At 61.4% G+C, this 20,222-nt stretch carries 14 protein-coding genes; 5 read left to right on the top strand and 9 right to left on the bottom strand.

Annotated features, from left to right (window positions below; all coding sequences use genetic code 11):
* The first annotated feature begins 40 nt into the window (after positions 1-40).
* Together KPG71_RS07445 and KPG71_RS07440 are read left to right on the top strand one after the other, a co-directional pair.
* Positions 41-964: a LysR family transcriptional regulator gene (locus KPG71_RS07445; RefSeq protein WP_216337465.1), complete on the top strand. Its 924-nt coding sequence runs from the start codon at positions 41-43 to the stop codon at positions 962-964.
* A 126-nt stretch (positions 965-1,090) separates the two neighbouring features.
* Positions 1,091-1,738: a phosphoribosyltransferase gene (locus tag KPG71_RS07440; protein ID WP_216337464.1), complete on the top strand. Its 648-nt coding sequence runs from the start codon at positions 1,091-1,093 to the stop codon at positions 1,736-1,738.
* Positions 1,739-1,816: 78 nt separating this feature from the next.
* On the opposite strand, the gene KPG71_RS07435 is transcribed toward KPG71_RS07440, so the two are convergent.
* The 6 genes from KPG71_RS07435 to KPG71_RS07410 form a co-directional block, all read right to left on the bottom strand.
* The gene (locus KPG71_RS07435; RefSeq protein WP_216337463.1) at positions 1,817-5,587 is read right to left on the bottom strand and encodes a translocation/assembly module TamB domain-containing protein; all 3,771 of its coding nucleotides are present in this window, start codon (positions 5,585-5,587) and stop codon (positions 1,817-1,819) included.
* Positions 5,587-7,389, bottom strand: coding sequence for an autotransporter assembly complex family protein (locus KPG71_RS07430; protein WP_367397321.1), 1,803 nt, complete (start codon positions 7,387-7,389; stop codon positions 5,587-5,589). Before KPG71_RS07430 ends, KPG71_RS07435 begins: the two co-directional genes overlap by 1 nt.
* Before the next feature lie 93 nt (positions 7,390-7,482).
* Entirely contained in the window at positions 7,483-10,575 is a 3,093-nt protein-coding gene (locus KPG71_RS07425) for an efflux RND transporter permease subunit (RefSeq protein WP_216337462.1), read from the bottom strand.
* A complete protein-coding gene (locus tag KPG71_RS07420; protein WP_216337461.1) occupies positions 10,572-11,693 on the bottom strand; it encodes an efflux RND transporter periplasmic adaptor subunit in 1,122 nt (373 codons plus the stop codon). The genes KPG71_RS07425 and KPG71_RS07420 overlap by 4 nt, the downstream gene beginning before the upstream one ends.
* Positions 11,694-11,847: 154 nt before the next feature.
* Positions 11,848-14,556 (bottom strand): ATP-binding protein, encoded by a 2,709-nt coding sequence (locus KPG71_RS07415; RefSeq protein ID WP_216337460.1) that lies wholly within the window; start codon positions 14,554-14,556, stop codon positions 11,848-11,850.
* A complete protein-coding gene (locus tag KPG71_RS07410) occupies positions 14,447-14,890 on the bottom strand; it encodes a molybdopterin-dependent oxidoreductase (RefSeq protein ID WP_216337459.1) in 444 nt (147 codons plus the stop codon). Before KPG71_RS07410 ends, KPG71_RS07415 begins: the two co-directional genes overlap by 110 nt.
* A 219-nt stretch (positions 14,891-15,109) precedes the next feature.
* Here KPG71_RS07410 and KPG71_RS07405 point away from each other — a divergent pair, with 219 nt between their 5' ends.
* Entirely contained in the window at positions 15,110-15,715 is a 606-nt protein-coding gene (locus tag KPG71_RS07405; protein ID WP_216337612.1) for a response regulator transcription factor, read from the top strand.
* Between the two features lie 90 nt (positions 15,716-15,805).
* On the opposite strand, the gene KPG71_RS07400 is transcribed toward KPG71_RS07405, so the two are convergent.
* The 3 genes from KPG71_RS07400 to KPG71_RS07390 are packed head-to-tail and all read right to left on the bottom strand — an operon-like array spanning position 15,806 to position 18,152.
* Complete coding sequence (locus KPG71_RS07400) at positions 15,806-16,873, bottom strand: methyltetrahydrofolate cobalamin methyltransferase (protein ID WP_216337458.1); 1,068 nt, start codon at positions 16,871-16,873, stop codon at positions 15,806-15,808.
* A 20-nt stretch (positions 16,874-16,893) separates the two neighbouring features.
* Positions 16,894-17,829, bottom strand: coding sequence for a methylenetetrahydrofolate reductase (locus KPG71_RS07395; protein WP_216337611.1), 936 nt, complete (start codon positions 17,827-17,829; stop codon positions 16,894-16,896).
* 26 nt (positions 17,830-17,855) lie between these two features.
* Positions 17,856-18,152 carry a virulence factor gene (locus tag KPG71_RS07390; RefSeq protein ID WP_216337457.1) on the bottom strand — a complete coding sequence of 99 codons (297 nt, stop codon included), beginning with the start codon at positions 18,150-18,152 and terminating at the stop codon, positions 17,856-17,858.
* Positions 18,153-18,386: 234 nt separating this feature from the next.
* On the opposite strand from KPG71_RS07390, the gene KPG71_RS07385 reads away from it, so the two are divergent.
* The gene (locus tag KPG71_RS07385; RefSeq protein ID WP_216337456.1) at positions 18,387-19,499 is read left to right on the top strand and encodes a Ppx/GppA phosphatase family protein; all 1,113 of its coding nucleotides are present in this window, start codon (positions 18,387-18,389) and stop codon (positions 19,497-19,499) included.
* Positions 19,499-20,215 (top strand): RlmE family RNA methyltransferase, encoded by a 717-nt coding sequence (locus tag KPG71_RS07380; protein ID WP_073031364.1) that lies wholly within the window; start codon positions 19,499-19,501, stop codon positions 20,213-20,215. Before KPG71_RS07385 ends, KPG71_RS07380 begins: the two co-directional genes overlap by 1 nt.
* The last annotated feature ends 7 nt before the right edge of the window (positions 20,216-20,222 follow it).

Genomic DNA, 20,222 nt, shown 5'->3' with positions numbered 1-20,222 from the left:
ATTTTTTGAATATTATAAAAACTGCTTATACAAATTGCTCATGAATCTGTCCCAACTCAGCGCGTTTCGCGAAGTCATGCTGTGCGGCACCGTCTCGCAGGCGGCGCGTAACCTTGGGCGAACGCAGCCTGCCATCAGTACCGCGATCGCATCGCTGGAGGATGAACTGGGGATGCCCCTGTTTGAACGCCGGTCCCGACGGTTGCATCCTGTGCCTGAGGCGCATTACCTGCTGGCCGAAGCCACCGAGATCATCGGCCGCATGGATACGGCGCGGGAAAACCTGCAGAACCTGAAGGCGCTGACGCGGGGCGAACTGCGCCTGGTGGCCATGCCCGGACCATCGGTATTCCTGCTGCCGCGTCTGGTCAGCCGGCTGACCCATGACAGGCAGGATATCCATGTCACGATCCTGACCCGCAGTTCCCCGCAGGTTCATCAATTGATTTCGACACAGTCTTATGATCTGGGCATCGCGGACCTGGGAGAGGAATTCGCCGGGTCGTCGCAACTCGTGACGATCAAACCCACCGCCACGCTTTGTCTGTGTGCGGTGCCTGCGGACGATCCGCTGGCCTTGAAGCCGGTGATTACCCCCGAGGATCTGAATGGCAGGCCGATGGCCACCCTCAATGAACGGCATGCAACCTATCGCGACACCAAAGACGCCTTTCATCAGGCGGGGGCAGAGTTTCGGCCACGGTTCCAGACGCAGTATTTCATCCCGTTGCTGAACTTCGTCGAACTGGGAGAAGCCTGTGCCGTGGTCGATGTTCTGAGCGCGGAAAGCTATCGGCAATATCGCGGGGCCCAGGCCTGCGGTATCGCGTTTCGGCCGTTCGAGCCGAAGATCGAAGTGGGGTTCAATGTCCTGGCGCCGGCGCACCGGCCGCCATCCCATCTGGCGTCGGCCTTCACTGAAATGTGGATCGAGGAAGTGCAACGCATCAATGCCGCATTTTAAGGCGTACTTGTCGGGACATGGCTGGATGCCACATGCCTGCGATCCCGCCGCCCCTGCGAAGGTGAACGCCGATATGGTAGACTTGTCACTGATCCCGAAAACCGATCACTGGAAAAGGCCGATGCGATGACGATCTATCAGGACAGGGAAGATGCCGCGCGGCAGGTTCTTGAAGCCCTGCCGCCCCTCATGGACGATGATATCGTGGTGCTGGCATTGCCTCGTGGAGGGGTGCCCATCGGTGCGGTGATCGCCCGCGCCCTCAATGCGCCCCTGGATTTGCTACTGGTACGCAAAGTCGGGGCCCCGCGAAATCCGGAACTTGCGATAGGAGCGGTGACGGGGCCGGGGGATGACGGCCTAGTGGTCAACGAGAGCGTTGCACAGCTTTATGGGTTGACCCGCGAGGATGTCGCAAGGCTGGCCGAGCCCGAACTGGATGAACTGGAACGCAGGCGGCAGGCGTATCTGGGTCAAAGGCCCAAAGTGCCGGTGCGCGGGAAAACCGTAATTCTGGTGGATGACGGTATTGCCACCGGCACCACAGTTCGATCCGCCCTGGTGGCGTTGCGGCAGCAAGGACCAAAGCGCATAATTCTTGCGGTTCCGGTGGCCAGTGCGGATGTTCTGGCGGATCTGGAAAATCAGGTCGACCGCATCGTCTGCCCGGAACCCCATTTGCATTTCGGAGCCGTGGGCGGAGCGTATCGGGTGTTCGATCAGGTTGCCGATTCCACGGTCGTCGACCTTATGCTGCAGGATCTTGCAACCTGACTGTTCGACATGAAAAGCGCCTGTCGAACAGTCTCAACCCCTCGCAGGTCGGCGGCGGCATCTGAGTGAGGGAAAGGCTCAATAATCTTTCTCGAAATAGATTCCGATGCCGGTGCTGCCCTCGGAATCGAGCCGCCCCTTCACGGTCACGCTGCGCGAGAGGTCGAGATTCAGGTCGATCTGCTGATTGCCTTCGCTGTCTGCGCTGATCTCGGAGTAGATGTTCTCGCTGACATAGGCCCCGGCAGTGAGCTGGGTCGATCCGTCATCGGTGGTGGTGACGTCGAGATTGCTCAGGCCGACGGATTCCCGCAGCCCGCCCAGCAATCCGTCGTCCATACGCCCGGCAAGTGTCGCAACCGCTGCGGCCAGTTGCGCGGCTTGGAATGCGGAAATCTTGTCCAACCCCCGGCCAAAGATCAGTCTTGCGACGACCTCTTCCTGCGGAAGGTCGGGTGTCGAGGCGAAAGTTATCTCCGGCGCGCTTGCCAGCCCCTCGATGACGACGCGCAAGGTGGCGTCTTCGGACTCCGTACTTGCCACAAAGCGCAGATACGGATCGAAAGCCCCGCGCAGGTCGATACGCCCTTCGTCGAGGGTCAGGCGTTTGCCCAGAATGTCCAGGCGACCGCGAATGAGTTCGAACATACCGCTCGGCACCACGTCATTGGTCGTTCCGGTGACCCTGATCCGCCCGCCGAGTTCCGCATCGAGCCCGCGCCCCCGGACAAAAATGCGGTTGGGGGCTGAAATGGTCAGATCCAACGCGAGAGCGGGCCCGGCTGGTGGCTCTTCCTCCTGTATAAGACCGGCGCGGCGACGGGTCGTGGTCACCTCTGAAGGTTCCCCGACATGTCGGATTTGCGGAAGCAGACCGACACTGGCGATCGTGGAAGACGGCACGCGAATTTCGGTTTCACCCAGTTGCAGTTGCCCGCCGATCCTTGCCCTGCCCAGCAACGGCCCGTTGACGGTAACCATGCCGCTGACCTGTGTTGTGTAGAGATCGGGATCGCTTTGGCGCAGAGCATTCAGCAGGATGGACAGGTCGGCGGGGTACGGCGCCGCCAGATTGATCGGCCCGCGCAACAAGACCGACCCTCCTTCGCGACCGTCCGCGCTGATCTGCAGGTTGGCGCGTTCTCCGGTCAGGTCGATGGTTCCGTTCATGTCGGCGAAAGCCATCGACAACGAAGGGAGCGCGACGCGCCCGTCGGACAGGGTAATCCGCCCCGAAGCCGAGGAAAGGGCGGGGGCCCCGGCGATACGCAAATCAAACCGGGCCATGCCGGAGGCCGACCGTGGTGCTATGAAACGATTTGCCAGCGCAAGCGGCGCGTTTCCGTTCATTGTCAGGTCGAGCGACTGGCCATGGTCCCGGATGTCGCCCGAAACTTGTGCCACCGTACCGCCGGGGCCGCTGGCGTTCAGGTCGACGGCGATGTCGCGCCCCATATCGTCATGCAGGCGAAGGGTGCCGCGCGCTTCGGCCGGGCCGTCAAGACCGTCGGCCAGAAGACCGAGATTGGCCAGACGGGCCGTGATCTGGATCGGTGCGCCAGCCCCGGACCCGTTGGCATCGACCGTCAGGCGTGGGGTGTCGAGCCGAAGCGTGCGAAGGTCGATCATACCGTCTGATCGCGAGGCATCCAGCCGTGCGCTGACGGTTCCGGTCACCAAGTTGTCCAGCGCCGCAATGCCGCTGCGCAGATTTTGACCGTTTAACGTGGCGTCGATCACTGCAGTATCGCCTTTGACAGCGCCCTCGCCGGTCGCCTGCAATGACAGTTGCCCGGCCAATGGACGGCCCGCCAGTCGCGCAAACCGTGCGAGGTCGGCTGCCTCGAGCGTTGCCGTGCCGTTGACGGGCAGGGCAGGGTCCGCCGGATCAAGCTGCCCCGTGGCGGTCAGGGTCGCATCGGCCACCTGTGCGTTCAGTCCCGTCAGTGTCAGGCCGCCGGATTGTGTCCAGCCGATATCGCCCGTCACGCTGGCCGGGCCGGCAAGGCGTGGTTCGACCAGAGAGACATCGCTGAGCGTTGCATCGACGTTCAGCGTTCCCGAGGTTTCATCCAGCCTGCCTGAAATCAATGCCTCGACCGCAGAACTATTGACGGACAACCGTTTCAGAGCGGTGCCGGTCTCGTCGCGCTGCACAGCGATGTTCAGGCGGGTTTCGGGGGCCAGCAAACGGTCCAGGCGCGGTTCGCCAATGGCCAGGGCATTTGTCGTTGCCTCCAGGGTCAGATCGAACGCGCCTCCCAGGATTGCCGCTGTTCCGGACAGGTTTGCCACGGCACTCCCTGCAAGGTTGCGCTTTGCAATGGGGGCAAAGCGCGTCAGGTCACCCGCCTGAAGCGTGGCGTCGCCCGAGACCGGAAACCCGTCTGCAAGCCCGTCGATATTGCCAGTTGCTGACAGGGTCAGATCGCCGCTGGACAGGGCCAGGTTACTGATATGGAGCGGCTCGCCATCGCGCCAGGAAAATTGCGTCCGGCCTTCGGGGGCGGAGCCGATCGCCTGGGCGAGCGCGGGGTCGTCATGCTGCAATCCGCTGAGCGCGAAATCCAGTTCGCCCGATACCTGGCGGATTCCCTCCAGCACGATACGCCCGTCTCCGGAGAGTTGCGCGTGTTGCAAAAGCAGACCCTCCTGCTGCAACCCGACCACCTGTGCGGTGGCTCGCCATGTTTCGCCCAGTGCCGCATCATACGCGGCGCTGATCTGCGCCGTTTCAAGGCGCAGGGGAGGCCCGGACACCGGCAGGCGGACGAGGCCATCACCACCAAGGCTGCCATCCAGATCAAAGCGCACTGGCCATCCGCGCGAATCCAGTTCCAAACCGCCGGAAAGTTGCAGCTGCGCCGTCTGCAAGGTCATCTCTTCCAGCACTGTTCCACCGCCAACCGTGCGCCATCCGTTCAGCTCAAGTCGTGACCGGCCCCCAAAAAAGCGGCGGAGTTCGGACGTAAAGAACGGTCGGATATCCCCACCCAGACGGGCCGCGAAACGACGGGCAACGGCATCTTGCGTGTCGGGCGCATCCGGTGTCTGGGAAACCGCTTCCGTCGAGACGGTTCCCCCGAGGCGCCGCACGCCGTTGCGCGTCAATGCAACCCGTGCCTCGTAAGCGTCAATCGGGCCTTCTCCGGTCACACGAAGCCCGAGTGCGGGGCGTTCGGGCAGGTTCAATACACCTGAAAGGATGCCGCCCTGATCCTCGGTCAGGTCGAGATCAAGGGCAAGAATCCGGGTTTCGTTGCTATATTCCGCTTCGAGTGTGAAGGTGTCGTTGCGCTCCAGACGCTCGATGGTGAGGGCCGCATCCCCCGCGCCGCCGGCCAATGACAGTGCGCCCTCCGCAGAAAAATCCGCCGCCTCACCCAAAATCGGTGCCCCGAGCGCGACCTTGTCCGCGCGCAACTCACCAATCTGAACCGAAACGGGCAGGTCGGGCAGGGCAAAGGGTTGTGCGACGGCATCCTCGGTTTCGACGCCTCCTTCGGTTTGAGGGAGGCGCGGCAAAAGGATTTCTTTGGCGGTCAGGCGGTCGACTTCGAGCCGCCCGCGCAACAGCGCACTGCGCGTCCAGTCGAGCGTCACCCCGCGCAGAGTGAGCCATACCCCTTGATCGTCGGCAATGGTCATCTCGTCCAGCGTGGCCTGTGACGACAGGGCACCGGCAAAACCTTCAATGCGAACCTCGCGTCCGGCATCCGACAGGTTGTCTTCGATGAACCCCTGCAAAAGGCCGCGATCACGGCCCGTTTCGGCACTGTCACCCGCGCTTTGGGCCCACAGCCCTGTCGCCCAGACAAGGAAGATCGCTATGGATAAAACTGCACGCATCAGAATGCCTGTCCAATGCCGATATAGAGTTCGACATTTCCGCTTTTGCCGCCATCTACGGGTGTCGCAAGATCGACCCGGATCGGACCTATGCCCGTTGCATACCGCAGGCCAAGGCCCACACCGCTGTGCCAGTTGCCGTTATCCGTGCTCCAGCTGTCACGTCCGACAAACCCGATGTCATAAAACGCGACGGCCGAGAAATTGCCCCTGAGCGGCGCGCGTATTTCCCCGGAAAAGGCCATGAAGGATCGTCCACCGATACGGCGTCCTCCACCGAGATCAATCGCCAGGTCCTGATAGGGCTGGCCGCGCACCGTTCCGGCCCCTCCCGAGAAGAACAGCATTCCCGGTGGCAATTCGCTCAGGCTGGCCCCGCTGACCGAGCCGATTTGTGCGCGTGCGGCAAAAACGAACCGGTCATCTGCGCCAAACCCCCAGTAGCCGCGTGCGTCTCCCATTACCCAGGCCCCGCCCGAGTTGTCGTTGAGACCGACAAAGGGCGTGACGTTCAGATCGACATAGTGCCCCTTTGTCGCATCCAGTTGGTTGTCGCGCGTGTCATAGGTCAGGCTGAGCGGCATCAGCAGATGTTCCAGCGTGCGTGTCCCCAGATCGTCGTCGATCTCGGAGTAGCGATAGGCCAGCCCGGCCTCGCCGGTCAGTTTGTCGCTGAAGATATGGGTCAGGCCGCCGCCAACTTGCAGGCTGCGTTCGCGATAGTCGGGTTCGTCTTCCTCGGCCAGGGTCGCTTCGAGGTACAGGCCGGTTTCCGGGGTGAAGGTCGCGGGCCGGTCAAAGCGACCCGACAGGCGATAATCGAGCCCGCCCGTGTCGCCGCCGATGCCCTCGACCGCACCTTCGATCCGCAGCCGCTCGGCTCCGCCCAGCAGGTTGCGATGCATCCAGAAGGCCGACAGCCCGAACCCCTCAAGCGACGACAATTCAGCCCCGACACCGATTCTGCGTGGCTTGGCATCGACCAGACCGGCCTCGATATCGAGGCGCTGACCGGGACTGATGGTGTCGGATTCCGCCAGCCTGACCGAACTGAAAGCCCCGGTGCGCCGCAACCTGCGCTCGGCCTCGGCAAGTGCGTCGGGCGAGAACGTCTGTCCGGTCGGCAGTCCGGCTATGGCGCGGATACGCTCGGGGCGGACTGCCCCGCGGTTCATGATGATCAGGTCGCCGAAACGAAGCCTCGGACCGGGATCAAGCCGGATATCGGCGGACAGGGTGCGGCGCGCGTGGTTGGCGGTGATCTGTTGGTCGCGGATATCGGCCTTGGCATGACCGAACTCGCGCCACCCGTCGATACCGGCGCGCGCGGCCTCGCTTATCAATCCGCTGCGCGCCGGTTCACCCGGAGCGAACCCCTCGGGCAACTCCGTACTGGGAACGATGGGCGCGATACGTGCGGTGGAAAAAGCGAAGCGAGGGCCGGGCCGAACTAGAATGGCGATGTTGTCTATCCGGGACGGCGCGGCCAAGGGAGGGATTTCAGCGGCTTCACGCCCGTCCACGGCGATGTTTACCGTGCCGCCATAATACCCGGCTTCGTAAAGGATACTGACCATACGGGCATAGTCCGCCCGTGCCGCAGCCAGCAGGTCCTGCGGTGTCGTTTCCTCGCGCTCGGCGGTACCTCCGACGGTGGAAACAGCCCGTAACTGATCCGCAAGATCCTTCGGCGCTCCGGGCGCCACAAGCCCCCATTCCGTCGCGCAAGCGGTGCCTGCTCCGATCCCGGCACCCAACAGAATGGCGCCGAAAAACTGTCCGATCTTTACCTTGCTACCCACCTGAGCACTCCAGTTTCCCGAGTGTACATATCCCGATTCCCCCGGCCTTAGATGGGTAAAATCCGATCGTAGCAGAAAACCGCCACCACTGAATCACTTTATTCGTTCAGCCTGTTTCAACTCTTGTTCCAGTGCTTTCTCAACAGCCCCGCGCGGGCGAGTCAAGCGCGCCAGAAGATCGTATAGAATTGGCGTGACGACCAGCATCAGAAGTGTGGCGAACAGCAGACCGGCAATGATCACCGTGCCTATCGCATTGCGGCTTTCAGCCCCGGCCCCCGAGGCCAGAACCAAGGGCAGGGCGCCCAGAACGGTCGAAATCACGGTCATGATAATTGGCCGCAGCCGAAGGACCGAAGCCTGCAGGACCGCATCGCGCACCTCCAGCCCCTCGTCGCGTAGCTGGTTGGCGAACTCCACGATCAGGATTCCGTTCTTGGCGACCAGACCGATCAACAGGATGATCCCGATCTGGCTGTAAACGTTGATCGACAGCCCGCCTATGGCCATCGCATAGACTGCGCCCGCCACGCCGGCGGGAACGGTCAGCAGGATCGTGACCGGATGCAGAAAACTTTCGAACTGGGCGGCCAGCACCAGAAATACGATCAAGACCGAGAGGCCAAAAACCAGCCCCACTCCGGCGGATGTATCCTTGAACGTGCGTGATTGCCCCTCGTAGCCAAGCGCGGCTTCGGCGGGCAATATCTCGGCGGCTGCCGTTTCGACTTCGTTCAGAACCGTGCCCAGATCGGCACCAGGGGCCAGGGCTCCGGACAGCTGGATCGACGGTAAGCGGTCGAACCGGCGCAAAGACGAGGCCGCAGCGTTTTCGGTTACGCTTACCAGGGCCCCGAGAGGCACCAGTGTTTCCCCGTCACCGGAGCGCACGAAGATATTGTTGATATCGGACGGCGTGCGGCGGTCCGCCTGCTCGGCCTGTGCGATCACCGGATATTCGCGCCCGCGGCTGACAAAGGTCGTCACCTGCCGTGAGGCCAGCATCGTCTGCATCGTGTTGGCGATGGTATCCACGGAAATGCCCAGATCGTCGGCGCGTTCGCGGTCGATGGTCACGTCGAGTTGCGGCAGGTTCTGTTCGAAATTGATTTCGGGATTGACGAGCCCGCCGATGGTTTCGGCCCGGTCAAGCAATTGCTGCGACCAGCGTTTGACGCTGTCGAAATCCGGGCCGCCGACGATCACCCGGACCGGGGTGGAATTGCCTCTCAGGCCTAGCCCGGCTGGCGTGACAGGAAAGCCCCGTGCAATCGTCACCTGCTCCATTTGCGGTGCAATGCGGCGCACGACATCGGATACGGGCAGGTCGCGTTCTTCCCAGGGGGCAAGACGAAACACCACAAAGGACCGCCATGCGCGATTGCCCCAGCCGGTGAAGGTGAAAACGGTTTCGATAATGCCTTCTTCTTGCAGCGGAGCGAGAATTTCCTCGACTTGCCGGGCGGCCTGATCCGTATAGGCCACGGTACTGCCCTGTGGTGCGGTCAGCGGTACGAAACCCACGCCGCGATCTTCGCGCGGGGCCAATTCGCGCGGCAGGCTGTCATAGAAAAAATATGCGCTGCCCGAGGCAACCACCGCGATCGCCAGAACCACCAACGGTATGCGCAAGGCACGGGCCAGCAGCGCGGCATAGCCTTTCTGCAACCAGCCGCGCGGTGCATATTCGTCGGAAGGGACTATGCCCGTTCCGGCCTTGAGCACCTTGGAGGCAAGGGCAGGGCAGGCGGTCAGCGCCACGAAGGTGGAAATCGCGACGGTGCCGGCCATGACCCAACCGAATTCGACAAACAAGCGTCCCACCTGGCCGGGCATGAACGAGAGCGGCACGAAAACAGCGATCAGCGTGACCGAGGTTGCCAGAACGGCAAAGGTCACCTGACGTGCGCCCTTCAGGCTGGCGACCAGGGGCGTTTCGCCGTTCTCGATCCGGCGCTGAATGTTTTCCAGCACCACGATTGCGTCGTCCACCACCAGCCCGATGGCAAGCAACAGCGCAAGCAGGGTGAGGGTGTTCACCGAAAAGCCCCACAGGGCGATCAGGATGATGCAGCCCAACAGCGATACCGGGATCGTGATGGCAGGGATCAATGTGGCCCGGACGCTGCACAGGAACAGCAGGATCACCAGCACGACCAGCGCCAGCGAGATGGCCAGGGCGGTTACCACTTCGCGGATCGAGGCCCCTACGAAAAGCGCGTCATCCGATCCGATAATGATCTCCATGCCTTCGGGCAGGGTCGGGGTCAGACGGGCGACTTCGGCGCGCACGGCGTTGGAAATTTGCAAGGTGTTCGACTGGCTCTGCCGCTGGATCGCCATGCCGACCGCATCGCGTCCGTCACTGCGGGCGATGGTGATGTCGTTTTCCACACCCGGCTCCACCCGCGCGACATCACGCAGGCGCACCGGATATCCGGCCACCCTGTCCAGCACCACGTCACGAAAGTCCTCGACCCCTGCCAGGCGGCTGTTCAGGCGCACCGTCAACTGACGGTCCCGCGATTCCACTTCGCCAGCCGGAAGCTCCAGGTTGTTGCGGCGCAGGGCTTGTTCCACATCGGCGACGGTCAGTTTGCGCGCGGCCAATGCCCGCCGGTCCAGCCAGATGCGCACCGCAAAGGATCGGTCGCCGTAGATACGCACATTCGCCACGCCATCAAGTGTCGCCAGACGATCCACGATAAAACGGTCGACATAGTCGGTGATCTCTGCGGTCGTCATCCGGTCCGACATCACTGCCAGACGCATCACCGGATCGGCATCCGCATCGGCTTTCTCGACCTCGGGCTGGTCGGCGTCTTCAGGGAGGTTGTCCAATACGCGACCGACGGCATCGCGCACGTCATTGGCGGCCACGTCCACGTTCTGGCCCGCCTCGAACTCGATCGTGACGCGTGAGCGGCCCTGACGGCTTTCCGAACTGATCGAGCGGATACCCGCGATCGAGGCCACAGCCCCTTCGATGGTTTCGGTAATGTCGGTGTCGATGACTTCGGGGGCGGCGCCGTGATAGGTCGTGGTGATCGACACCACGGCATTGTCAACGTCCGGCAACTCTCGGACCGGGACATCCCGCAGCGCCCCGAGGCCGAACACGATCAGCAACAGGCTGGCGACGGCGGCCAGAACGGGACGCCGGACCGATATGTCGGACAAGGTCATGTATTGTCGTCCTCGGACTCGGCTTGCGCTGTACTTTCGTTGCCGGCGTCTTCACCGAGAATCTCGACGGGGCTTCCGTCGCGAAGGGTTTGCAACCCCCGGATCACGACCAGTTCCCCAACCTCGAGCCCCGCCAATACCGCGACCATACCGTCGCGCCGCTGTCCGGTCTCGAGCGGGACGCGGCGGGCGGATCCGTCTTTAACCACGAAGACATAGGTTTCGGCGGCCTGAAACACCAGGGCCTCTTCGGGGACGACAACACGCTCGGCTTCGGACAAGATCAATTCCAGCGACATGAACATACCCGCAGGCAGCGTGCCTTCGGGATTTGGCAGGATGGCGCGTGTGCGGAACGAGCGGCTTACCGGGTCGATCCGGCTGTCCTTGGCTTCGATCTGACCCTGGAATTGTTCGCCGGGGAACGCTGCGCTGGTGGCCGTCACGGCCTGACCCATCGAAACCTGCGCAAACAGGGTTTCGGGCAACGCGAATTCGATCTCGATCTCGTCGAGATCATCCAGTTTCGTGATCAATGTGCTTTGATCCACGCGCGCCCCGGTGTCCACATTGCTGAGACCCACGATCCCCGCGAATGGCGCGGTGATTGTGCGCTCCTCCAAACGCCGGGCGGCCCGGTCCAGCTGAGCCAGCGCTTCGGCTCGGCGGGCCTCGGCCTCTTCCAGCGTCGCTTCGGCAGCTGCATTGGTACGGCGCAGTTGCCGGATGCGGTCTAGGGCTTGTGAGCGCTCCTTGAGACGGGCCTCCGCCTCGGCAAGGTCGGCGCGTGCGATGGCGTCGTCCAGTCGGACCAGCACTGCGCCCCGCTCGACCTTGGCGCCGGGTGTGATTGCCAGTTCCACGATGCGGCCTTCGGCTTCGGGCACGATCTCGACGGATTGTCTGGCGCGTGTGGTTCCCACGGCTTCCACCGTATGGCGCAGCGTTGCGACGCTGGCTGCGGTGACCTCGACTATGGTCGAACTTCCGGACTTTTGTGCATTGGCGGCGGGAAGGGATGTGTCAGAAGGAGACAGATAGCGTTGATATCCCTCGTATCCGCCGTAGGCCAAGGCCCCCAGCAGGCACAGAAGAAAGAGTTGTTTCCATACAGACACGCAGAGAATCCCCAAACGATCCCGCAGCGGGATGCTTGCGGGTCTTCTGGAGGTTATAGCAGGAAAAAGCGATGACAACTCACAAAGCGTTGTCAATGGCTCTTAACAACCCCGTGATTGTGAAGCCGGGGCCGGGTGTCGTCTTGTCGTTGTGTCAGGCGGCAGATGTTCCCGACAACAACCGCAACTGTTCGACAGTCGACGCCCAGACATCCGGAAAACTCTCGAGTTTCTTGCTCAGGGTTTCGTGATCGCCATGTCGTGCTGCGGATTCGGCATGCGCAAGCAGGCCCTGAACCCGAAGCGCGCCGAGAACGGCAGCGGACCCGGCGACGCGATGTAGAAAATTGGCCGTGTCGGTGTCGGCGATCAGTTGCCCGGATTGAATTTGCGTGACGATACTGTCGCCTTCATCGACAAAGGACTGCACCAGCGCATCGAGCCGCTTTGGGGAAATTGCCGCCCGCATGTCTTCGTAGATGTCGGAAATGAATGGTGCCGAAGTGTCGGGCTGTTCGCTTTTCTTGCCCAGGATGGCCCTGAGCCCGTCAAGGCCGAGGGGTTTGGTGCGTACATCGTCTATGCCGGCGTTTCGCATGGACGGCCATAGTTCCTTGGAATAATGGGCGGTCAACGCCACGATCCGCGCTTTCGCCGCACCGGTTCCGGCCTGTCGGATCTGGCGCGCTGCTGCAATTCCATCCAGACCGGGCATGTTGATATCCATGAGGATCAAGTCGAATGCCCTGTCGCGGGCCAGTGCGACGCCTTCGGCGCCATCATGGGCCAGCGTTACCGAGTGACCATCCAACCGCAACATCTGTTGCAGGACAAACCTGTTCGTTTCGTTATCTTCGACCAACAGGACGGCCATGGGCGGAGACGGGCGCGCGGCGCGCGTTCTGATCTTGGCGCTGCTGTCCGCAATAACCGGGGACCGGCCGGGCAACGGCAGGCGCACCCAGAACAGGCTGCCTTCTCCCTCGATGCTTTCCGCGCCGATCTGCCCGCCCATCAACGTGACGAGGTTGCGCGCGATGCCCAACCCAAGGCCCGTTCCCTGAACGGGGTCGTCGCCCGGCGTCGGTAAGCGGACGAAGTCATCAAAGATTCGTGGCAGATCCGATTGGGAAATCCCGATTCCGGTATCGGATACCTGAAATTCAACGATATTCGGCTGGTCGCCGTCGGACCTGCTTGCCTCGAGCGTTATGCGCCCGTCGCGAGTGAATTTGATCGCATTCGAAATGAGATTGAGCAGAATCTGTTGAACCCGCTCCGGGTCTCCAAACGCCATGCCGAGTGGTTTTTTTCGCGGAACTTGTTCCAGAGTAGTGTTGTGCGCCTGCGCCTCGGATCGCTGACTGAACATCAAATCCTCCAGCATCCGGTCCAGATCGAACGCGACTGGCGACATGGCAAGTTCGAGATCATCCGCTTGCGTGACATCCAGAGTGTCATCAATTTGGTTGAGGAGAATTTGGCCAGAGGATTTCATGACTTCCGCGTATCGCCACTGCTCCGGGCTGAGTGCTGTTTCTTCCAGCAAGTCCAACGTGCCGAGAATGCCGTGCAGAGGCGTCCGCATCTCGTGGCTTATACGGGCCAGAAAGGTGGCCTTGGCGCGTTCGCCAGACAGGGCCTTGTCGCGCGCCGCCATGACCTCGGCTTCGGCACTGAGACGATCCGAAATATCGCGAAGAAAACAAATGCAGACATTGTCGCCGGATCGCGATGCCATGTTGGCGGATAGTTCGATCGGAAACCAAACCCCGTCTGCCCTTCGGGCCATGGATGCGGCAACGTGGCCAGGTCCGGCGCCGCATGAGTCGACCAGTTCCTGCCCCGTCACAGGCGTCACATTGCCGTCTGGCTGTTGCCGGCCAAGGATATCCGAAATAATCCGGGAAGGGTGAGCGGTGTCCGGTCCGCGCGTCTGGCTGAGACCGAAAAGGGTGCGGGCGGTATCGTTGGTATCGACGATTTGACCGTCCGGACGAAAAACGACAACCGCATCGTCCGAGGTGTTCAGAATCGTTGCCAACCGATTGAGCGTGACCCGGTTTTCAAGCGCGCGGGTCCGATAAAGCCGGTAAAGCCGCCACAACAGGAACGCGAGCGACAGCAAGGTTATCAACAGCAAAAGGCTGAGAACCGTTAACTGAACCAGCTTCCTGGTAAGTGTGGCACGTTCGGCTTCATTGCGATTCGCATCGATGGCAATGCCTGCACTGGACATTCGCCGGATGGCCGGTGTCAATCCGTTGATGGCGTTTTTTGCCCTCTGGTGCCGCGCCAGAAATTCGTCGTCACCGGCATCGAAGATCGGAATCAGGTGTTGCAGGACATCCTGAACGTCCTGAAGTTGTCGTTCCGCTTCGGTTCCGTTCAGCGCGCGGCTGTATGTCTGGCTTTGCTGAATGGTGTTGATCCGGCTGTAAAACACGTCGAATCGTGATCGTGCATCGTTAATTCTTTGCGGCGTGGGGGCATCCAGCCTTTCCAGCGCGGCGGACAACTTGACCTGTTCGACCTCGATCTGGGCCATGGTCCATTCGATATTGTCGACCGACGAACTGCCATATTCTTCGAGCTTGAAGAAAACCTGCATCGTCAACAGGCCGGTAGCGAACAAAAACCCAAGGGAAAGCGCGCCGAACAGTATCAGTTGCGCCCGGCGGCGCATCAAACGGCTGAAAAATGGACTTAAGAGGGGCACATCCAGGTCCGCCAGGAACGACAATGCCCCCGTGCTAGCGCGAAACGCTGATACGGTCCAGTTGCCAGATACTGCGCGAATAGTAGGTCTCCGATCTGTATTCGGGGTCTGAATCATAATTGTAGACCAGCCAGAGCGGCCCATTTTCGCGTGCCGTCATGACATCCCCGTTGCGTCGATACGCCACCAGCGCCCCCCGTGGTTCTACCTGTTCGACCGGCAGGCTGACGCGATAATCGTTGATCGCCTGCAGTTCGATAACGCCACTGGTGATTTCCAACTGTTCCAGCAAGGTAGACAACCAGACGCCCGAAAACACCTGTGGTCCGCTTGTCCAGATGGTCGTGGTGGCAAATTGCGTGGCGGGCAGGGCCTGCAGGTCTTCGAGCGTCAACTCGATATGGTGTGTTGCAGAGTCGCCATCGTCGATGTCTATGGACAATACCACCGTATCGGGTTCCGCGTGAGCCGGGGTCACGTATGCGGTTGCCAAAACGAATGCGAACAGAAGAAAACCTGCCAGAATCCGGGTCAATGAATACCCCCCCCTCAACTCGAATAATACGTACATCGCGGTATACTTACATAGATTATAGTGCTCAAAACTGCACCATGTCCCTATGCAACCGGATAGGGAGGGCCTAGAGTGGATCGCGAATTGGCTTATAAGTTCGGCGACTCCGTCAAAGAGGGCTCAATGAAAAAAATACTGATCGCCGATGATCATGATTTGGTACGTGAAACCATCGCGGATTATTTGCGCCAACAAACGGACATTGAAATCGAGACAGCCTGCAGTCTTGATGACGCTCTCTCCATAGAGAACAGGAATGGCCCTTACGAGCTTGTTTTACTGGATTATTCCATGCCCGAGATGGATGGCCTGAACGGTCTGACCCGGATGATTGCGCAAACGACGGGCCCGGTGGCGATATTGTCGGGAACGGCCCCCACCGGTGTTGCGCAACGGGCGCTGCGCATGGGGGCTGCGGGATTTGTGCCAAAGACATTGGCGCCCAACGCCTTGGTCGCGGCAGTCGAGCACATGATTGCCGGCGAGATCTATGTGCCCGAGGATGTCGAACTGCAGCGGGGACGTGGATTGTCGGAGGTCAAGCTGACACCGCGCGAAACCGATGTGTTGCGCCGGTTGACCGATGGCATGTCCAACAAGGAGATCGCGCGCGATCTGGATATTCAGGAGGTCACCGTCAAGCTGCATGTCAAGACCTTGTCGCGCAAGCTGGACGCCCGCAACCGGACGCATGCGGCGATGCTGGCACGTGATCTCGACCTGTGCTGATGCGAACAGGGCACCTGCAAGACGCCGATTGAAATGCAAACCCCGCGCCGTATGACCGGCGCGGGGTTTTTCTCTGGAACAAAGATATTGTCAGGCGCGGCGGCGGCGGCGGCCACCTGCGCGGCCGCCACGACCGCCAGCGGCCTCTTCGCCGGGTTTGGCCGGGGCCTTGTTGAACCTGATCCACTCACCGCCATGCGGGTCGTTGTTGGTCAGGAAGTTGGCGGCGCGAATGGCCTCCATTTCCTTGCCGGGGCGCGGCTTGGTCGATCCCAGGCCGAACAACTGGCAGAAGGTTTCGTCGTCCATGTCGGCAGGCAGTTCGAGGCCGGATGCGGCAACTTCGGCCTTCTTGGCCTCGATCTCGGACTGTTTCACCGGCAGGGCCACCGGGTTCATGATCGCCGAGGTCATGCCAGCGCCCATCGCCATCGGCAGGAAGGCGTTATTGATGCCGTGACGGTTGGGCAGGCCGAAACTGATGTTCGATGCGCCGCATGTGGTGTTCACGCCCAGTTCTTCGCGCAGGCGGCGCACAAGGGTGAACACCTGCAAACCGGCGGTCCCCATTGCACCGATCGGCATGACCAGCGGGTCAACAACGATGTCATGGGCTGGAATGCCGAAATCGGCGGCGCGTTCCACGATCTTCTTGGCCACGGCAAAGCGCACATCGGGATCTTCGGAGATACCGGTATCGTCGTTTGAAATCGCCACGACCGGCACGTTGTATTTCTTGACCAGTGGCAGAACCAGTTCGAGCCGATCCTCTTCGCCGGTTACCGAGTTCAACAACGGGCGGCCTTCGCAAGCCTCGAGCCCGGCCTTGAGCGCGCCGGGCACCGAACTGTCGATGCACAGCGGCACATCGACAAGCCCCTGAACCATATTGATCATCTTGGTCATCAAAGGCGGTTCGGTTTCGTTCGGGTTGGGGTTCGAGTTGTAAACCACACCCGCATTCACGTCGAGAACGGTCGCTCCGGCCTCGACCTGTGCGATGGCATCCTTTTCGACGGTCGAGAAATCGCCAGCCTCAAGCTCGGCGGCCAGTTTCTTGCGACCGGTAGGGTTGATCCGTTCCCCGATCACGCAAAAGGGCTGATCGAACCCGATAATGGCGGTTTTGGTTTTGCTTTCGACGACTGTGCGGGTCATGTTTTCTTTCTGTCCTTCGCTCAGGATGCGTTTGCGGGCACGGTGGAGGTTCCACCGTGTTCGATGGCCCAGGTGGCGTTGGTCTTGATGCCGCCCAGCGGGAAGAAGTGGACCGACTCGATATTGAAATCGGGGTTGGCGGCTTTGTGGGCGGCCAGATCGGTCAGAACCTCGGTCGGTTCGTAGGGCAGCAGGAGCTTCGACACGTCCATAGCGCGTTTTTGCAGAACTTTCAAAGACGGGCCGACGCCGCAGGCGATGGCGAACTTGATCAGTGTCTGCAATTTGGCGGGGCCGGCGATGCCGATATGGACGGGCAGGTCGATCCCGGCCTCGCGCAGGTTGTCGGCCCAGGCGATGATCGGCTTGGCGTCAAAGGCGAACTGCGTGGCCAGTGCCATCTGCGCATCGGTGCGCTCCGAGAATTTCTGTTTCCAGCGCAGGGCCTCCTCGACGTTTTTCATGCTGCCGTCGGGGTCGATGTCCTTGTTGCCCTCGGGGTGACCGGCGAAATGCAGGCGTTTGAACCCCGCCTTGTCGAATTCACCGCTTTCCAGCAATTGCATGGAACTGTCAAACCTGCCGTGCGGCTTTTCCACGCCACCGGCCAGCAACAGGGCCTGGTCAACCCCGGCCTCGCCCTGATAACGAGCGATCCAGTCGGCGAGGGTGGCCTGATCCCGGATGATGCGGGCGGGGAAATGGGGCATGACGGGATAGCCTTCGCGCGCCAGGCGGGCGGCGGTGGCGACCATGTCGTCGATCGGCGTGCCTTCGATATGCGCAATATAGACGCGCGTCCCCTCGGGCAGCAGATCGCGGAAGGTATCGACCTTTTCGGCCGTGCGCGGCATCACCTCGATCGAATAGCCCTTGAGAAAGGCCTCGACCTGTGGATTGACGGGGGCAGGGGCCGCAGCGCCTGCGTCACGCTTTCTGAAGTTCAACAAAGCCATCGCGGCCTCCCATAGCGATCCGGGTTTCATGCCCAGCCATCATTTGCGATCAGGGCCTTGATGCGCTCCTGATCGTATTCGGCGTCCAACCGGGCCGCTTCGGCCTCGGCCACCTCGGAAGCATCGCCTTCGACCGGATAGGGCGCGGCCTTGCGCCATTCGGCCAGATAGGCATCGGTATCCTGTGCGCCGATTTTCATCGCGGCGCGGTCAATGGCTTGCTCGAACCGTTCGGGAAGTTGCTTTTTCGCACCCCGGCGGCCCTTGCCGACAATCACCTGCGCGGGAATGTCCCGCCAATATACGACTGTGACGTCAACCATCGCTGATTCCTCTTCCTCAGTGGTCCCTCTGTAATGCAGTCGCATCGACACGCGGGGACGGTTTTCGACAGAACGCGCGCATCAAGCGACGTTTTCAGAATACTGTCGGGCAGGGCGGGCCGCCACAGCCCGCTGCCGGAAAAGCGTTCATGATGATCATGAAGCGCGGCAGTGCTTGCGCCGCGCCGCCCGAGGCACTACTTTCGACGTAACTCGAAATGGAGGGCGTGCAAAATGGCGCCCAGGCGTCCCGACGGTGCGGGCGCACTCCCGAAACAGGTAGAGAGCCCCGCACTGAGCTCCCCCGGTCCGGCGGACCTTTATGCCGCGCTGGATTTGGGCACAAATAGTTGCCGTATGCTGATTGCCCGGCCCGAGGGCAATCAGTTCAAAGTCGTGGACAGCTTTTCGAAATCCGTTCAGCTCGGGGCGGGGCTTGAGAAAACCGGGCGGCTGTCGCGTTCGGCCATTTATCGTACGCTCCAGGCGCTGCGCGTATGCCAGCAGAAGATCAGACGCCATGACGTGGGTCGTATGCGGTTGGTCGCGACCGAGGCCTGCCGACGCGCCAGCAACGGCAAATCGTTTCTGAGCCGCGTGCGCAAGGAAACCGGGTTGTATCTGGACATCATCAAGCCGCAGGAAGAGGCGCAGCTTGCCGTGGTGTCCTGCGCACCGCTGGTCAATCCCGGAACCGAGCAATTGCTGGTCGTCGATATCGGCGGCGGATCGACCGAACTGGTGTGGATCGACCTGCGCGATGTTCCCGCGCCCGAGCGCTCTCGCGCGATCATGCGAATGCACAGCGGGTTCTACCGCACCGACGATGGGCGCCCCGGTGCGCGGGTGGTCGACTGGATCAGTGTGCCGCTTGGCGTGGCTACCTTGCGCGACCAGTTCCATGACGTTGAAGATGACAGTGCACGATTCGCATTGATGAGCTGGTTTTTCGAAGAAAACCTGGCCGAATTCGCGCCGTACAAGAATGAGCAATCCCGCGACGGGTTCCAGATCATCGGGACATCCGGCACCGTCACGACCGTGGCCGCCAGCCATTTGGGGCTACGGCGCTATGACCGCAACAAGGTTGATGGCTTGTGCATGACCAGCGACGAGATCGACCTCGTCATTCGGAAATACCTTGCGCTCGGCCCGGCGGGGCGGCGGCGCGACCCGAGGATCGGAATGGACCGGCAGGCATTGATCATGTCCGGTGCGGCGATTCTGCAGGCGTTGTTGCGTTGCTGGCCCACCGACCGGTTATCGGTCGCTGACAGGGGGCTGCGCGAGGGGATGTTATATGCGCTGATGTCGGGTGACGGCGCGCTGAAAGATGGACAGGGCTAATGGCGAAACGACCGGACGGCAAGAACACCTCGGGGCGTGGACAACGTGACCTGACGGTCAAGGTCAAGACGGCACGGGGGCGTAAATCGTCATCGACACGATGGCTGCAGCGGCAATTGAACGATCCCTATGTCAAACGAGCACAGGCCGAAGGCTATCGTGGTCGCGCCGCGTTCAAGATCATGGAGCTGGATGACAAATACCGGTTCCTCGTTCCGGGTGCGCGGGTGGTCGATCTGGGCTGTGCCCCGGGGGGATGGTGTCAGGTGGCGGTGCCGCGCGTGAACGCACTCGGAGAAAAGCAGGGCAAGGCGCAAGGGCGCATTTTAGGCGTCGATCTGCAGGAGGTCGAACCGATCGCGGGTTGCGAAATCCACCAGCTCGATTTCATGGAGGACGACGCCGATGAGAAGGTCAAGGCCTGGCTGGGCGGCAAGGCCGACGTGGTGATGAGCGATATGGCTGCCGCCAGCTCCGGGCACAAGCAAACCGATCACCTGCGGATCATCGCGCTGTGCGAGGCGGCGGCCTACCTGGCATTCGACGTGCTGGAAGAGGGCGGCACCTTTGTATCCAAGGTGCTGGCGGGCGGGGCCGAGGGCGAGTTGCAAAAACTGTTAAAACAACGGTTTGCCAAGGTGGCCAACGTCAAGCCGCCCGCATCACGGCCCGACAGTTCCGAAAAATTCGTTGTTGCCACCGGGTTCCGGGGCTGACATCGCC

This window comes from Roseovarius sp. PS-C2, assembly GCF_018862045.1.
In the GTDB taxonomy this organism is placed as follows: Bacteria; Pseudomonadota; Alphaproteobacteria; order Rhodobacterales; family Rhodobacteraceae; genus Roseovarius.
This window is presented reverse-complemented; position numbering and strand designations above follow the sequence as displayed.

What these genes read in the sequence shown, in the direction of transcription:
- KPG71_RS07445 (WP_216337465.1), top strand. Translation starts at nt 41, where the DNA reads ATGAATCTGTCCCAACTCAGCGCGTTTCGCGAAGTCATGCTGTGCGGC.
- KPG71_RS07440 (WP_216337464.1), top strand. Translation starts at nt 1,091, where the DNA reads ATGACGATCTATCAGGACAGGGAAGATGCCGCGCGGCAGGTTCTTGAA.
- KPG71_RS07435 (WP_216337463.1), bottom strand. Translation starts at nt 5,587, where the DNA reads ATGCGTGCAGTTTTATCCATAGCGATCTTCCTTGTCTGGGCGACAGGG.
- KPG71_RS07425 (WP_216337462.1), bottom strand. Translation starts at nt 10,575, where the DNA reads ATGACCTTGTCCGACATATCGGTCCGGCGTCCCGTTCTGGCCGCCGTC.
- KPG71_RS07415 (WP_216337460.1), bottom strand. Translation starts at nt 14,556, where the DNA reads ATGGGCCGCTCTGGCTGGTCTACAATTATGATTCAGACCCCGAATACA.
- KPG71_RS07405 (WP_216337612.1), top strand. Translation starts at nt 15,110, where the DNA reads ATGAAAAAAATACTGATCGCCGATGATCATGATTTGGTACGTGAAACC.
- KPG71_RS07400 (WP_216337458.1), bottom strand. Translation starts at nt 16,873, where the DNA reads ATGACCCGCACAGTCGTCGAAAGCAAAACCAAAACCGCCATTATCGGG.
- KPG71_RS07395 (WP_216337611.1), bottom strand. Translation starts at nt 17,829, where the DNA reads ATGGCTTTGTTGAACTTCAGAAAGCGTGACGCAGGCGCTGCGGCCCCT.
- KPG71_RS07390 (WP_216337457.1), bottom strand. Translation starts at nt 18,152, where the DNA reads ATGGTTGACGTCACAGTCGTATATTGGCGGGACATTCCCGCGCAGGTG.
- KPG71_RS07385 (WP_216337456.1), top strand. Translation starts at nt 18,387, where the DNA reads ATGGCGCCCAGGCGTCCCGACGGTGCGGGCGCACTCCCGAAACAGGTA.
- KPG71_RS07380 (WP_073031364.1), top strand. Translation starts at nt 19,499, where the DNA reads ATGGCGAAACGACCGGACGGCAAGAACACCTCGGGGCGTGGACAACGT.